The sequence below is a fragment of the Rummeliibacillus sp. G93 genome, assembly GCF_023515935.1.
Taxonomy (GTDB): Bacteria; Bacillota; Bacilli; order Bacillales_A; family Planococcaceae; genus Rummeliibacillus; species Rummeliibacillus stabekisii.
In genome coordinates this window covers 1,341,999-1,356,793 of sequence record NZ_CP097314.1, presented here as the reverse complement: position 1 = coordinate 1,356,793, position 14,795 = coordinate 1,341,999, and the positions used below count along the sequence as shown (strand labels likewise).

19 protein-coding genes are annotated in these 14,795 nt (G+C 37.2%); 10 read left to right on the top strand and 9 right to left on the bottom strand.

Features of this window, described 5'->3' with window-relative positions:
* Positions 1 to 6 precede the first annotated feature (6 nt).
* The 4 genes from M2M59_RS06775 (at position 7) to M2M59_RS06760 (ending at position 2,715) form a co-directional block, all read left to right on the top strand.
* Positions 7 to 519: a DUF1189 family protein gene (locus M2M59_RS06775; RefSeq protein ID WP_249775827.1), complete on the top strand. Its 513-nt coding sequence runs from the start codon at positions 7 to 9 to the stop codon at positions 517 to 519.
* A 50-nt stretch (positions 520 to 569) separates the two neighbouring features.
* Positions 570 to 908: a hypothetical protein gene (locus M2M59_RS06770; RefSeq protein ID WP_066786537.1), complete on the top strand. Its 339-nt coding sequence runs from the start codon at positions 570 to 572 to the stop codon at positions 906 to 908.
* 96 nt (positions 909 to 1,004) lie between these two features.
* A complete protein-coding gene (ispG, locus tag M2M59_RS06765; protein ID WP_147193676.1) occupies positions 1,005 to 2,120 on the top strand; it encodes a flavodoxin-dependent (E)-4-hydroxy-3-methylbut-2-enyl-diphosphate synthase in 1,116 nt (371 codons plus the stop codon).
* A gap of 22 nt (positions 2,121 to 2,142) precedes the next feature.
* On the top strand, positions 2,143 to 2,715 hold the full coding sequence (locus M2M59_RS06760) for a 5' nucleotidase, NT5C type (protein WP_249775826.1): 573 nt from the start codon (positions 2,143 to 2,145) through the stop codon (positions 2,713 to 2,715).
* Positions 2,716 to 2,760: 45 nt separating this feature from the next.
* Here the strand turns inward: M2M59_RS06760 and M2M59_RS06755 are convergent, their stop codons facing one another.
* Positions 2,761 to 3,243, bottom strand: a complete 483-nt coding sequence (locus M2M59_RS06755; RefSeq protein WP_249775825.1) for a hypothetical protein — start codon at positions 3,241 to 3,243, stop codon at positions 2,761 to 2,763.
* A 616-nt stretch (positions 3,244 to 3,859) separates the two neighbouring features.
* Between M2M59_RS06755 and M2M59_RS06750 the strand changes: the two genes are divergently transcribed.
* The 5 genes from M2M59_RS06750 to M2M59_RS06730 all read left to right on the top strand — a co-directional run bounded on the left by M2M59_RS06750 (position 3,860) and on the right by M2M59_RS06730 (position 7,312).
* Complete coding sequence (locus M2M59_RS06750; RefSeq protein ID WP_066786525.1) at positions 3,860 to 4,588, top strand: ZIP family metal transporter; 729 nt, start codon at positions 3,860 to 3,862, stop codon at positions 4,586 to 4,588.
* 229 nt (positions 4,589 to 4,817) lie between these two features.
* The gene (locus M2M59_RS06745) at positions 4,818 to 5,126 is read left to right on the top strand and encodes an excalibur calcium-binding domain-containing protein (RefSeq protein WP_147193684.1); all 309 of its coding nucleotides are present in this window, start codon (positions 4,818 to 4,820) and stop codon (positions 5,124 to 5,126) included.
* A gap of 174 nt (positions 5,127 to 5,300) precedes the next feature.
* Entirely contained in the window at positions 5,301 to 5,768 is a 468-nt protein-coding gene (locus M2M59_RS06740; protein ID WP_147193686.1) for an RNA polymerase sigma factor, read from the top strand.
* A gap of 6 nt (positions 5,769 to 5,774) precedes the next feature.
* Positions 5,775 to 6,617: a zf-HC2 domain-containing protein gene (locus M2M59_RS06735; protein ID WP_184117499.1), complete on the top strand. Its 843-nt coding sequence runs from the start codon at positions 5,775 to 5,777 to the stop codon at positions 6,615 to 6,617.
* 47 nt (positions 6,618 to 6,664) lie between these two features.
* Positions 6,665 to 7,312 (top strand): DUF421 domain-containing protein, encoded by a 648-nt coding sequence (locus M2M59_RS06730; protein WP_249775824.1) that lies wholly within the window; start codon positions 6,665 to 6,667, stop codon positions 7,310 to 7,312.
* 78 nt (positions 7,313 to 7,390) lie between these two features.
* Here the strand turns inward: M2M59_RS06730 and M2M59_RS06725 are convergent, their stop codons facing one another.
* The 3 genes from M2M59_RS06725 to M2M59_RS06715 are packed head-to-tail and all read right to left on the bottom strand — an operon-like array spanning position 7,391 to position 9,447.
* Positions 7,391 to 7,816 (bottom strand): Fur family transcriptional regulator, encoded by a 426-nt coding sequence (locus M2M59_RS06725; RefSeq protein WP_147193692.1) that lies wholly within the window; start codon positions 7,814 to 7,816, stop codon positions 7,391 to 7,393.
* Positions 7,817 to 7,828: 12 nt separating this feature from the next.
* Entirely contained in the window at positions 7,829 to 8,680 is an 852-nt protein-coding gene (locus M2M59_RS06720) for a metal ABC transporter permease (RefSeq protein WP_147193694.1), read from the bottom strand.
* Positions 8,680 to 9,447 (bottom strand): metal ABC transporter ATP-binding protein, encoded by a 768-nt coding sequence (locus tag M2M59_RS06715; RefSeq protein WP_147193695.1) that lies wholly within the window; start codon positions 9,445 to 9,447, stop codon positions 8,680 to 8,682. Before M2M59_RS06715 ends, M2M59_RS06720 begins: the two co-directional genes overlap by 1 nt.
* Before the next feature lie 104 nt (positions 9,448 to 9,551).
* Between M2M59_RS06715 and M2M59_RS06710 the strand changes: the two genes are divergently transcribed.
* Positions 9,552 to 9,797: a DUF2624 family protein gene (locus M2M59_RS06710; protein ID WP_147193697.1), complete on the top strand. Its 246-nt coding sequence runs from the start codon at positions 9,552 to 9,554 to the stop codon at positions 9,795 to 9,797.
* A gap of 84 nt (positions 9,798 to 9,881) precedes the next feature.
* On the opposite strand, the gene M2M59_RS06705 is transcribed toward M2M59_RS06710, so the two are convergent.
* From M2M59_RS06705 to M2M59_RS06685, 5 genes are all read right to left on the bottom strand, one after another.
* Positions 9,882 to 11,420, bottom strand: a complete 1,539-nt coding sequence (locus tag M2M59_RS06705; RefSeq protein WP_371923810.1) for an acyl-CoA carboxylase subunit beta — start codon at positions 11,418 to 11,420, stop codon at positions 9,882 to 9,884.
* Between the two features lie 14 nt (positions 11,421 to 11,434).
* Positions 11,435 to 12,214 carry an enoyl-CoA hydratase gene (locus M2M59_RS06700; protein WP_249775822.1) on the bottom strand — a complete coding sequence of 260 codons (780 nt, stop codon included), beginning with the start codon at positions 12,212 to 12,214 and terminating at the stop codon, positions 11,435 to 11,437.
* Positions 12,192 to 13,118: a hydroxymethylglutaryl-CoA lyase gene (locus tag M2M59_RS06695; protein ID WP_249775982.1), complete on the bottom strand. Its 927-nt coding sequence runs from the start codon at positions 13,116 to 13,118 to the stop codon at positions 12,192 to 12,194. Before M2M59_RS06695 ends, M2M59_RS06700 begins: the two co-directional genes overlap by 23 nt.
* The gene (locus tag M2M59_RS06690) at positions 13,114 to 13,332 is read right to left on the bottom strand and encodes an acetyl-CoA carboxylase biotin carboxyl carrier protein subunit (RefSeq protein WP_147193703.1); all 219 of its coding nucleotides are present in this window, start codon (positions 13,330 to 13,332) and stop codon (positions 13,114 to 13,116) included. Before M2M59_RS06690 ends, M2M59_RS06695 begins: the two co-directional genes overlap by 5 nt.
* A gap of 97 nt (positions 13,333 to 13,429) precedes the next feature.
* The gene (locus M2M59_RS06685; protein ID WP_249775821.1) at positions 13,430 to 14,791 is read right to left on the bottom strand and encodes an acetyl-CoA carboxylase biotin carboxylase subunit; all 1,362 of its coding nucleotides are present in this window, start codon (positions 14,789 to 14,791) and stop codon (positions 13,430 to 13,432) included.
* Positions 14,792 to 14,795 lie beyond the last annotated feature (4 nt).

Genomic DNA, 14,795 nt, shown 5'->3' with positions numbered 1-14,795 from the left:
TTGAATATGAAGATTAAACACTGGCAGTTATTCAAAGATAGTCTATTCCACCCTAAAAAGCTAGCGGCATATAGATTGTTGCCCATTGGCAAAGTTATACAGTATGTATTAATGCTGGTCCTTTTTGTTACGATTGTTTCACTTATTCAATTTGTAACAGGTAGCAGTATAGAAACCAGTCAAATAAATGGATTGAAGGAATTCTTTAATGAAGTGAAATGGCTCATCTACCCCGCTAGCTTTATTCTGTTATTTCTTATTAATTCATTCTCGCTCTTTCTTCAGATTAGTATTTACGCTTTAGCTGGAATGGTAATATTAGTTATCCGTAAAAAACGCGGCGAATATCGGCATATTTGGCGTACAGCCGCCCTAGCTGTCACATTACCAACAATTATCGCGACATTATCTGTATTCTTGCCGATACATACTTATATTATGACCATCTTTACAGCGCTTTTGACACTCCTATACGTCTTTATCGCTTCTTCAAAATATCCAAATCAACCACAAAAATAGTTCTGAATCTCTCTCTTATTCATATAGTAGATGATAAGGAGGGATTTTTTATGAGAATACTAGTTTCCGCACTGATTATTATTATTTGTGCTTATTTTATAAAAGTAGATTTAATTGAAGGTACTGTTTCTAAAGCAGATTTTTATAAAAACCAGCCAGAGCCAGTTTGTACGAAAACAGATGAAATCCAAACTATTAAAGTTACCGTAGCGTTAGGCGATACATGGGAATCTTTATTTGCCTTGTACCCTGCAGAAGATATGAATTTCGCGGATCGTCTAGAATTGGTCTATAAATTCAATCCCCATCTATTAAAGCAAAGCTTCAAAGAGAACGAACAAGTGGTTCTACCTTATCGTATAAAAGCCAACAACAACTGCACAAACTAGGTAAACAATGTTTCTCTCTTGTCATTTCCTTTTGAACACTGCTAAAATAGTGTACAGTAAGGCTTTTTAAATAGCCTATGAAGGAGAGAGTAATTCATGAATGAAATCACGCACCGTTCGAATACACGGAAAGTTCGTGTTGGTGATTTAACAATTGGCGGAAGCAATGAAGTAATCATCCAAAGTATGACAACGACAAAAACGCATGATGTGGAAGCGACTGTCGCAGAAATACTGCGTTTGGAAGAAGCAGGCTGCCAGATTGTCCGTGTTGCATGTCCTGATGAACGAGCAGCGAATGCATTAGCTGATATTAAAAAACGAATTCATATACCGCTTGTAGCGGATATACATTTTGACTATAAACTAGCATTAAAAGCAATTGAAGCTGGCGTTGATAAAATTCGTATTAACCCCGGCAATATTGGCCGTAAAGAAAAAGTTGAAGCTGTTGTAAATGCAGCGAAAGCAAAAGGTATTCCTATCCGTATAGGTGTAAATGCTGGATCCTTGGAACGTAAAATCATTGATAAATATGGCTACCCTACTGCTGATGGTATGGTAGAAAGTGCTCTTCACCATATAAAAATTTTAGAAGATCTTGATTTTCATGATATTATCGTTTCCATGAAAGCTTCTGATGTTAATTTAGCGATAGAAGCATATGAAAAAGCCTCTCGTGCTTTCGATTATCCGCTTCATTTAGGCATTACTGAGTCAGGTACTTTATTCTCAGGAACTATCAAGTCAGCTGCTGGCTTAGGCGCTATCCTTTCAAAAGGAATCGGGAATACACTCCGTATTTCTTTGAGCGCTGACCCTGTAGAAGAAATTAAAGTTGCAAGAGAATTGTTAAAATCATTCGGGCTTGCTTCTAATATCCCGACTTTGATTTCATGCCCTACTTGCGGCCGTATTGAAATTGATTTAATTTCCATCGCAAATGAGGTAGAAGAATATTTGCAAACAATTAAAGCTCCTATTAAAGTGTCTGTGCTTGGTTGTGCAGTAAACGGACCTGGCGAAGCACGTGAAGCTGATATTGGTATTGCTGGTGCGCGTGGAGAGGGCTTATTATTCCGTCACGGGAAGACAGTCCGCAAAGTACCTGAAGAAACAATGGTAGAAGAATTGAAAAAAGAAATTGATATTTTAGCCGAAGAATATTACCAAAAACAAGCAGCAGAAAAAGCTGCAAATGTGCAACTTTAACCGTTTGGAGGGCGAACTGACTATGGAGAAGAAATATAGTTTTGGCATAGATATAGATGGTACCGTAACAACTCCAGAGTTTCTATTGCCCCATATTAATAAAGCATTTAACAGAAATTTATTATTAGATGATGTCACTCAATATGATTTAACAAAAGTATTGAATATAGATGCTCAAACTTTCTATGACTGGTATCGTAAAGAAGAACTTAATATGTACAGCAATCCTCCAGTCCAGCTCGAAGCTCAGCGAATTCTTTCAAAATGGCATAATGATGTAATGCTAAACTTTATAACTGCACGAGAGGAAAATTCTCGCGAGGTTACAGATCTCTGGTTCAAAACCAACTTACTTCCTTATGATTTACTAGAAATAGTTGGAAATACAGATAAAGTAATCGCAGCTAAGAAACATGGCGTCCATCTTTTTATGGAAGATAAGCATGATAATGCAGTACGTATACATGAGGAGTTAAAGATACCTGTCTTACTTTTTGATGCTCCATATAATCGTGATGCGATCCCTAATGGTGTGATCCGTGTTCAAAATTGGACTGAAGCAGAAAACTGGGTCAAAAATGAGTTCGGCATCTAAACAAAAAAAGAGCGAAAGAACAAACCAATTGTTCTTTCGCTCTTTTTAAAATTTTACACCTAGCAGTTTTTTCATTTCCTCCAACTTCTTAGGTTCTTTTTTCACAGTCATATATGTCATTTCTTTTTTCATCGTATCCTGGAAAAAAAGCGTCCCATCTTTTAGCATATATATTTTATAAGTTAATTTATCCATTTTTTCCGTATCGCCAAGTGCGACAATATAGCTTCCATGCTTGTCTAGTTGCTTTACTATAGATGCTTGTTTTTCTGTTTTGGGTACCATTACAACACTCCGATTCACCAGTCGAATGAAGTCTTGAACTTTTGCAGGTTCTTTAATCAATTTGCCTGTCTTTTCAGTAGATACACCTTGATCATTTACCCCTTGAATATAAAGATATTTATAAAATTCGGTTTTCGGGATAATAATTTCACGAGTATTTACTTTAGACTTTCCATCTCCGCCACAACCAGTAAGCACCATTATAACAGCTAGCATACATACAACAACTTTGATTATTTTCATATTAGGCCCCTCTCTTTCCTTTGCCACTTGTCGTACCTAATTATACAAGAGATTCCAAAGAAAAGATGGTTATGATTAAAGTTGTAACAAGATTGGCAAACCTATTGAAAAAGCGCTTACAGAATTTTTATTTTGCAGGTTTCAAACTTTATTGTTTTGATAGACTGCACTATAATATTATATATAGAAAACAAAAAGGAAGTGGTGGGAAGTAATGATGAGTTGGCAGTATTTGTTCAATTTATTTATGAATTGCTTTATATTCCTCTTCTTCATCCAATATATTTGCTCAATCTTTAAAGCTTCTCGTAAAAGCGGTCTTTCCAAAATATTAATAAATTGCCTTGTCATATCTGCCCTTGTCCTTTTGTCCCTCCCTATACTGGAAGAGTGCGACATCAATTTAGGTTATGTTATTGAATTCCCTTTTGATGATTAAGTAAATTTTCAATTGGAGAAACAGCTATTTTAAGATGCTAACACATAAGTGGTCCATAATTTTAAAATTACAAAAGCAATCTTCTGCTTAACAGCAGATGGTTGCTCTTTTTATGTCTTGATTGTTTCAATTCCTGTTTGTTCAGGGTATTGGTCCTCAAGTAAAGGAGTGGTTAATATGTGGCATGCCGCATTTTGGGGAGCAGTATCAGGTTCAGCTGTCCTGCTAGGCGCTTTAGGCGCATTATTCTTACCAATTAAAAATAGATGGATCGGTTTTATTATGGCATTTGGGACCGGTGTATTAATGGGTGCCGCAACTTTCGAATTGCTTGAGGATTCGGCTCATGATGGTGGTGTAAAAGCAACAGGAATCGGTTTCTTAATAGGTGCTATAGTATTTACTATTTTTGATTATTTGGTATCTAATAAAGGAAAGATTCAGCGTAAACGATCGCAAGGTGATCTAGCAGCATCAAGCGGATTAGCTATTTTTGCAGGCACTATTATGGATGCAATACCTGAATCTATCATGATTGGCGCTAGTCTCATCGGACAGCAAAGTGTCAGTTTCCTACTAGTTGTCTCTATTTTTATCAGTAATATCCCAGAAGGTCTTTCAAGCACTACAGGTATGAAAAAAAGCAACTATTCAACTGCGAAAATAATTTGGTTATGGATTGCAGTTTTAGCTATATCGACATTTGCGTCATGGGCAGGATTTTTCTTCTTAGACGATGTGTCTGCTGCTACCCAATCAGCAATTGCTGCATTTGCAGGTGGGGGTATAGTAGCCATGATTGCTTCAACAATGATGCCGGAAGCCTATGAAGAAAGCGGACCAATTACTGGATTGGTTGCAGCCTGTGGTTTATTCATTGCTTTCTTGCTTGATCAATTCTCTTAATTTAATTGCCGCTCACTCTTCGGATGTGTGCGGCTTCATTTTGTGTTTTATACTGCCCTTCCCTTCAACTCCATTCTAATTCACTACTATAATAGAAATTTACCTAGTAGAACTATTATTAAACAATACTTTTTACACATAAACCTTCAAATTATTTATAAATTTTAGTTTGATTTATTCATAAAAATAACTTATTATAAATAGGAATAATTTCGAAGGAGTAAAACGAATGAAAAAGACCCTACAAATTGGTATAGCTGCAGCTTTAGCAACAACAACGTTTTTTGGTGCTACAATCACTAAAAATGATGAAAATGTTCAAGCTCGTAGTATCTATTCAAATTGCACCGCTTTTAACGGAAAATACGCTCACGGAGTGAAAGTTTCGGCTAAAACGAAAAATACAGTACACAAGCGCAATGGCAGCATAGTTTATGAATACTCACGCGCATATGTTTCCGCAAGTATTTACAAAAAAGCCATGAAACAAAACCGTGATTTGGATAGAGATAGAGATGGAATAGCTTGTGAACGCTAAAAATATCATATAACTTCTATTTAATTTAAAAGCCTGTCTCCGTATACGAGACAGGCTTTCATTGTATTGTATATCTAATTTAAAAAACGTCTCTTTGTAGAAATAAAAATTTTTACGAAATCTTTGTAACGAAAAGGTGATTTTTTAGATATATGAGTTGAAAGGAGGTTAAATATGAACGAGTTAACGGAAATTTATGAAAAATATGGCGACCAAGTTTTTAAATATTTATATGTCTTATGCCGTAATACAGACATTGCAGAGGAACTGACACAAGAGACTTTTTATCAGGCTGTTCGTTCAATAGATAGTTATAATGGAAAATGCAAAATGTCAGTTTGGCTTTGTCAAATTGCAAAGTATACATACTATAAGTACGTGGATAAGCAGGTTAAACAACCGCAATCATCTCACCTAACGAATCAAATACCCTCTGCAGAAAGTAATATTATTGAAAGTGAAAATAAAATTACACTTTACCGGAAAATACATTTGTTAGAAGAGCCATTTAAAGAAATTGTGTTACTTCGAATACTAGGTGCATTGTCGTTTAAAGAAATCGGAGAAATATATCAAAAAAATGAGAATTGGGCAAGAGTTACTTTTTATCGTGCTAAAGTAAAATTAAAAGAGAGTGAGTGAATGTACATGAACAATGAATGTCCTATAGTGCATGATTTATCATCATCCTATATTGACCAACTATGTAGTGAGGAAAGTTCAAGATTTATAGAACAGCATATAAGCACTTGTAAATCATGTGCAGAACTTTTAGAAGAAATGCATAAAGAAATCGATATTCAGAAACAACAAGAATTCTCGAGTCGTTTAGAACAAAAGAAACCATTTCAAAAATTAGCGCGCTATTTTAATGCTCAGAACAGATTCATGAAATTTTCAGGTTATTCGTTTTGGATTACACTTATTATTACTTTAGGTTTTTTTATAAACTCTGTAGGTGTATTTACACAAATTAATCGCGAGAAAGAAAAAGTACAACTAATAGACCAAGAACAACATGAGATCATGAAAAAATCCTTCTCACTATTAACAGATAGCTCACACATAGATACTAAAGCACTTCAAGATGTTTTCCAAGAATATAAAGGTAAATTAAAATTTCTAGCAGTATTTTCAGAGCAGAATATAGAGGATAATACAGTATTGAAAGAAGGTCCGACGTATACTTACCCTATTGACTATTCACAAGCAAAACTTATTATCGGAGAAAAAGGAAAGATTACACAACCAATCATTCCAAATAATTATGATATTGGTACAGTAGCTATGGCAGATGATCAATGGATAGTGCAATATGAATACAAGGAATCATATCTTAAAACAGTTGAAAATGCATTTCAAATTAAACACTATGCCCCTTCTTCTTGGACAGTATTTCAGATACCAATAACGTTAATGTTTATACCTATAATTCTCGCAACGTACTGGTTTATTCAAAAACGAATTATAAAACAAATGAAGAATAATTAAACTTATCTTAGGGTATTTAAAGATTAAGTTAGGAGTGTGAGAAAAAGATGATATTAACTATTACACTTAAAGTTATTCTAGGCTTTATAGCACTTATGATAGTAATTCGCTTAATGGGAAAAAAGGAACTCTCTGAAGTTACTCCTTTCGATATAGTCTTTTTATTGATGCTGGGGGGTATCCTTGAAGAAACTCTTTATGATAACAAGGTACAGGTATGGCATTTTCTCTATGCAATTATTTTATGGACTGTACTGAGCCTTATGACAAATCTTGCTGTTAGGAAATATGATAAATTACGTCCGTTTATTAAAGGAGAACCATCAATTCTTATAAATAAAGGTGTCTTAGATATAAAAGAATTAAAGAAAAATAAAATGGAAACTGAACAATTGCTTTCCTTGCTTCGTCAGCAAGGGATTTTTTCTATTAGAGAAGTAAAATATGTGATTTTGGAACCCGGAGGTCAAATTAGTGTAATGAAGCAGGATTCATCCGATCAAGTAACGACTGATACTTTGCCTCGCCTGCTTATTGACGAGGGACAAATCGTAAATAGAACATTAAATCAAATTAGAAAGAATGAACAATGGGTCATTAATCTATTAAAAAAAGAAGGCTACGAGGATATTAAAAAAGTTTACTATGCAGAATGGTCTGAAAGTAAAGGCCTTTATGTTCAATGCAACGAATAGTGAGTGCTGAAAGAGGATAATAGATTAGGAAATTAGGGAAATTAATAAATATAAAACAACAAAAGCCTGTCAACCTTGCTATGACAGGCTTTCCGCTACACATTCGGGACATTTTCCGTAAATTTCAAATTTATGACTATCAATTTCATAACCAGGCAACTGTTCTTGTAACATATCCATTGGACAAAGGTGAATTTCTTTAATATTGCCGCATACCATACAAATGAAATGGTGATGATGGTGTTCGGTTTCACATTGCATACGGAAGTGGCGTTCACTATTAAGCTCGGTTTCTTCCAGTATACCTAGATCCACAAATGTTGCTAGATTGCGATAAATAGTATCAAAGCTCATGCCAGGATAATCCTTCTTCATCACATCCAACAAATCTCTTGCAGTTAAATATTTACCCGTTTTCGTGAACATGTCTAAAATCTGTTCACGTTTATCCGTTTTTTTGTAGCCACTTTCCTTCAGAATATCCCATGCTTTTGATATATTCATGAGAATGCCTCCTTAACTCTTTTTCGCACGAATAGCTATAGCAGCTTTCTTTCCGACAATGACGAATAGTAAAATGAAGATAGATGTCACTACGATTGTTCCGCCTGGTGCCAAGTTTAAATAGAAGGCTGAAATCAAACCAATCATAACAGCCAACTCCCCAAACAAAATTGCAAAGAAAATCGTTTGTTTAAATCCTTTGGCAATGCGGAGACTTGCAGCTACTGGCAATGTAATAAGTGATGACACCAGTAAAATTCCGACAATCCGCATACTTGCTGCAATGACTAATGCCGTCACAATCATAAAAAGAAAATGAATCCATTTTGCAGGAAGTCCGCTTGCTTTCGCATATTCCTCATCAAATGATAAAACAAATAGCTCTTTATAAAAGAAATAAACAAAAACAACTACTAAAATAGCGATCGATAGGACTACCCAAAGATCCTGTCTACTTACAGCTGATACAGATCCAAATAAATAACTGAATAAATCAGTACTAAAACCTTGTGCAAGAGAAATAAAGATTGCACTAACACCAAGGCCAGCCGACATAATAATAGGAATAGCCAATTCTTCAAAATGCTTATATAAACGACGTAAACGTTCAATTACCATTGAACCGCCGACAGCAGACAGAATTCCTAAATAAATCGGATTTAATAAAGCCAATGCTGAGAATGTTTGGCTGAGATATAAGCTTCCAGCTATTCCGGCTAAAGTTACATGGCTTAACGCATCTGCAATTACAGATAATCGACGTACTACAATGAAAACTCCTAATAACGGAGCGATTACGCCAATAATCATGCCTGACAGAAATGCATTTTGTAAAAAATCATAATGCAATATAGATGAAATCATTATTTATTCTCCTTCTTCATATGAGGAAGTTGGCGTACCGAATGGCCATACCATTCATTACGCTGATCTGCTGATATCGAATCATAGTTATCTTTATAGCCATGAAAATGAATCGTTTTGTTTAAACATGCAACATGGCTGATCGTATCTGTCAGTGTGTCCACATCATGTGTTACCAAAATCATTGTAATTCGCAGTTCCTCATTTAAATGATAGAGCATATCATAGAATGACTGTACATTTTCGTAGTCTATTCCGACAGTTGGCTCATCTAGAATAAGCAGTTTTGGTTCTGCAATCAGCGCCCGTGCTATAAATACACGTTGTTGCTGGCCTCCTGAAAGCTCGCCTATATTGCGATTTGCAAATTGTTCCATGCCTACAGCATGCAATGCCTCGAACACTCGCTCTTCTTTATTGGGAAGATGTCTTTTGAACAATCCAATTTTTTTAGTTAGGCCGCTTGCTACTACTTCTTTTACTGTTGCTGGGAAACCCGCATTAAATGAATTCGATTTTTGCGACACATAACCGATCCACTCTCGATGTTTAAATGATGTACTCTTTTCCCCGAACAGTTTTACAGAGCCCTTTGTTGGCTTTAATAGGCCCAAGATAATTTTAAGCAGTGTAGATTTGCCAGAGCCATTTGGACCCAGCAACGCAAGAAAGTCACCTTCTCGCACAACAAGCGATATATTATGTAACACTTCCTGATATTCATACTGAAACGAAACATCTTCTAGTTCTATTAATGGCTGTTTCAATTAGCCTCACTTCTTTCTAATTCATAATCATTACGATTTATGTCAAATAGTATAGCGAATTGAAGGTGCTTTGTAAAGACAATTACATTAAAGGGGATAAGCGAATGGATTATTTAGCATTAATTAGTGAGATGAATCGAAAAACGGATAAGGAGCTTGCTGAATATGCCAAAGTTCATCAGATTCCACTTTCGAAAAAAGAAATACAAAAACTGCGCCCACTTCTTTCAAAATTTTCGTTTCAATGGGTCCTGACAGGAATTCCGGATAAAGTTCTAAAAGAAGTGGAAGAAATTCTAGGCAAGAAGAAAACAAAAGAATTATTAGGCAAATATGCAAAATATCTTTAATCATTAATAGAAGGCATAGCAAAAGGCGAAATGCATGAAAAATGCATTTCGCCTTAGTTTTGTTCTGTTGCTTTGTTCGTTTCTTTAAACTGGTCTAACCCCATGTTTACGTTCTGTAAATGATATATCTTTCGTTTTATAGGCTTCGAATCTCGCTTCTAATGTAGCCCGCAACTCATTTGGTTGTATGACATCATCAATTATGAGCTCAGATGCTAAACGATAAACATCAATTTCAGCGCGATATTCATTGCGCTTTTCTTCAATAAATGCAGCTTGCTCTTCTTTTGGTAACTGTGCGATTTTATTCGCATAGACTGCATTTACAGCTGCTTCTGGACCCATTACAGCAATTTGGGCAGTAGATAAGGCGATGCACGCATCTGGCTCAAATGCTGGACCAGCCATTGCATACAAACCAGCACCATATGCTTTACGAACGATGACAGTTACTTTTGGAACTGTTGCTTCACTCATTGCAAAAATCATCTTTGCGCCATGGCGAATAATGCCCAGTTTCTCCACTTGAGTACCAATCATGAACCCTGGTACGTCGGCTAAGAATAAAAGCGGTATATGGAATGCATCGCAAAGTTGGATGAATTTTGCCGCTTTATCCGCTGAATCATGGAATAAGACACCACCCTTAACTCTCGGTTGGTTAGCGATAATACCGACTGATTGACCGTTAATTCGCGCAAGACCTGTAATAAGCTCCGCAGCAAAAAGCTTTTTCACTTCACAGAACGATCCCTCATCAACAATTCGGTCAATCAGGTCATACATATTAAATGGTACATTCTGATTGACAGGAATAATCTCTTCAATCGTTTTTTCAAAGTTCGCTGGCAGTTTAGGCTCTTCTATTACCGGTTTAATTTTAAAGTTATCAGGAAAATAAGAAATATATTGGCGTGCGTAGGCAATTGCTTCTTGTTCTGTTTTTGCTAAAACATCGCCACATCCAGATGTTGTACAGTGCATTTTTGCTCCGCCCATTGTTTCTAAGTCTACTTTTTCTCCAATAACCATCTCAGCCATCCGAGGCGATCCTAAATACATGGAAGCATTCTTTTCAACCATGACCACGATATCACAAAACGCAGGAATATATGCTCCGCCTGCTGCTGACGGACCAAATAACAAGCAGATTTGCGGTATGCGTCCGGATAGTTTGACTTGGTTATAAAAAATACGTCCTGCTCCCCTTCTTCCAGGGAACATTTCAAGCTGATCTGTAATCCTCGCGCCTGCTGAATCGACTAAATAAAATAGCGGTACGCCTAGTTTTTCGGCAGTCTCTTGAATTCGGATGATTTTTTCAACAGTACGGGCCCCCCATGAGCCAGCTTTGACTGTTGAATCATTAGCCATAACACAAACCGTACGTCCATGGATTTTTCCTATGCCTGTAACCACACCGTCTGCCGGCAAATCTTTCGCTAAAATATTGGCAAACGTTCCATCTTCAGCTAATATACCATCATCAAATAGTAACTCAAGACGTTCACGCACAAAGAGTTTTCCTTGTTCACTATTTTTAGCATGATACTTTTCGTTTCCACCTTTTTGAATCTTCTCTTTCATCTCATCATGTTTAGAGCGTGTTGTTAGTTCCGCCATTTCTGTCATCCCCCTTATTTCCCTTGATAAACAGGTGTTCGTTTTTCTTGGAAAGCCTTTAACCCTTCTAAACGGTCTTCAGTTGGAAGCAATCTGCTATAGGCAAGTGATTCAATTTGCAATGCTGTAGCAATGTCTGTTTGCATCCCATGATTTATCGCTGTTTTGGCTTGTTCCAAAGAAAGTGGAGCATTTTTGGCTATTTCTTTCGCAAGTGCTACAGCTTTAACCCATACATTGTCCGGTTCTTCTACATATTCCACTATTCCATAGTCCTTTGCTTCCTCTGCAGTTAGACGGCGAGCTGTGTATATTAATTCTTTTGCTTTCCCAACACCAATCAATCGAGGTAAACGCTGTGTACCGCCAGCTCCTGGAATAATACCTAATGAAGTTTCAGTTAAGCCAAGCTTTGCCGCACTGCTAGCAATGCGCAAATCACAGGCAAGGGCTAATTCAAGCCCACCACCAAACGCTACCCCATTGATAGCTGCAATAACAGGCTTAGAAATGGACTCAAAATGAGAGACGGTTTGGCCAATAAGGGCCACTGTTTGTTTTGTTTCCATCTCCGTCATACCGTGCCGCTCTTTCAAATCTGCCCCTGCACAAAATGCTTTCTGACCTTTTCCTGAAACAATCACCACACGTACAGACGGATTGTATTGAACTTCATCCAATACATCGTTGATTTCTTGTAGCATCTTTCGAGATAAGGCATTCGCTGCCTCAGCTCTATTGAACAGAATGGTGGCGATGCCTGCTTCAACCTCAAGCTTTACATACTCCGCCATGATTCTCCTCTCCTCTCGCTACTGCTACTAATTTAGAATGTAATGGTTTCCCCAATTTTTCTTCCACATACAATGCAGTTTGTACAATTTTTTCTCGCTGAATCCCCGTTTGAATACCCATGCCTTCGAGCAAATATAGTAAATCCTCAGTGGCAACATTTCCTGATGCCCCATGTGCATATGGGCATCCACCAAGCCCCCCTATAGAGCTGTCAAACTTTTGAATGCCATGTGCAAGGCTTGCCATTACATTAGCTAAGGCCATCCCTCGAGTATCATGGAAGTGCATCGCTAATTGATCTGTACTAAAATGGCGGGTCATTTCTTCTAAGAGTGCATCAACCTGAGTAGGAACACCTACTCCAATCGTATCACCCAGTGAAATTTCTGAGACGCCCATTTCAAATAGCTTCTCCGCAACCCTTGCGACCTGGACTGGAGAAACCAATCCATCATATGGGCAAGCAATAACAGTTGAGATATAGCCTCGAACACTTTTCCCTGCAGCAAGGGCGCCTTCTGCTACTTCCTTTAACACAGGGTAAGTCTCAACAATCGACTTGTTAATGTTTGCTTTATTGTGCCCTTCGCTAGCAGACATAAAGATACTTACTTCATCAATGTCAGCTTCTATTGCACGTTCTAATCCTTTGCTATTCGGCACGAGAGCACCATATGTAATTCCTTTTTTACGCTTAATTCCTTTTAAAACTTCTACTGCATCAGCTAGTTGCGGAATCCATTTTGGATGGACAAAGCTTGTTACTTCAATATAATTGAGTCCTGTTTCGCTTAAGCGATCTATCAGTTCAATCTTGTCATTTGTATTAATAAGTGTTTTTTCATTCTGTAAACCATCGCGTGGACCAACTTCTTTCACTTGGACGCTTGATGGAAGTTTAATCATTCTCAATCTCCAATAAGTCGTCGTCTACGTTAATAAAATTACCTTCCGCAGCGATTACATTTTTCACTATTCCAGCTTCTTCTGCTGCTATGGGAATTTCCATTTTCATTGATTCCAGGATGACAACATCCTGTCCTGCTTCCACGCGCTCTCCTTCTGAAACTAAAATTTTCCACACTGTTCCTGCCATACTTGCTTTTACTGTTGTCATCATAAATCCCTCCGATTAAAATAGTAGATAGAGAGGTGGTACACTCCTAGTGAACGAAGGCAAAGTTCTGGATTTCTATGTCCCCCTCTCTATTTTTTTATTTAGACTTTCCAACTGTTTCTTTTAAGTAATGTTCTTCTACAAATTTAGTAGTCGTTATTCCACTTCTAAACTGTTCATTTTTCACTATATCTAAAAGCATTGGAATATTTGTTTGAATTCCTTCAATTACATATTTTTCAAGTGCTTCCTCTAGCTTTTCACAAGCTTCTAAACGATTACCTGCAAACACAACCAATTTTGCGATCATAGGGTCGTAGAATGGTGTAACTTCACTTCCCTCTTGGATAGAAATCTCGTGTCTAATACCTTCATCCTCTGGTAATACAAGCTTGGTAATTGTACCTGGAGAAGGGAAGAAAGTTACTGGATTTTCCGCATAAATGCGCACTTCAATTGCATGACCCTTGGCTACAATATCGTCTTTTGAAATGTTTAATACATCACCATAGGCAATTTTCAGTTGCTCCTCAACTAAATCTAACCCCGTAATTTCTTCTGTGACTGGATGTTCAACCTGCAATCGTGTATTCATTTCTAAAAAGTAGAAGTTTTGATCCTTATCTACTAAAAATTCAATCGTTCCTGCATTAGTATATTGGATGGTCTTTGCTGCATTTACTGCAGCCTCAAGCATTTTTTCTCTTGTCTCTTCTGAGATAAATGGAGATGGAGCTTCCTCTAGGACTTTTTGGTGACGTCTTTGAATGGAACATTCCCGTTCGTATACCGGAATAGTATTTCCATGCTGGTCTGCCAAAATTTGCACCTCTACATGATGTGGATCAGCGATGAATTTTTCGATAAACATTTGCCCATTCCCAAAAAAACTTTGCGCTCTCTTTTGATTTCCCTCAAATGCTTGGCGGAGCTCTACTTCGGTATGAACAAGCTGCATTCCTATACCGCCTCCCCCAGCTGATGCTTTTAACATCACCGGGTAGCCCATTCTATTGGCAATTTCGACAGCTTCTTCAGCGTCTTTTAGTGGATCATTCACACCATCTACAATCGGTACACCCGCTTTTTCCATTGTTCTACGTGCTTCTAATTTACTGCCCATTGCAGCAATGACGTCTGAGGAAGGTCCGATAAATACCAGTCCTTCTTCTTCCGCACGCTTAGCAAACGCGGCATTTTCAGAAAGTAATCCGTATCCTGGATGAATTGCTTCTGCACCTGATTCCTTTGCTACTTTAACAATTGCATCGATATTTAGATAACTCTGGGCTACCGGCGGCTTGCCGATACAATAGCTCTCAGTTGCATCAGAAACATATAAACTATTCGCATCTGCTTCTGAATAAACAGCTACAGTTTCAATTCCAAGTTTTTGGCATGTTCTAATAATTCGCCTTGCGATTTCTCCACGATTGGCAATTAGTACTTTTTTAAACATTTGA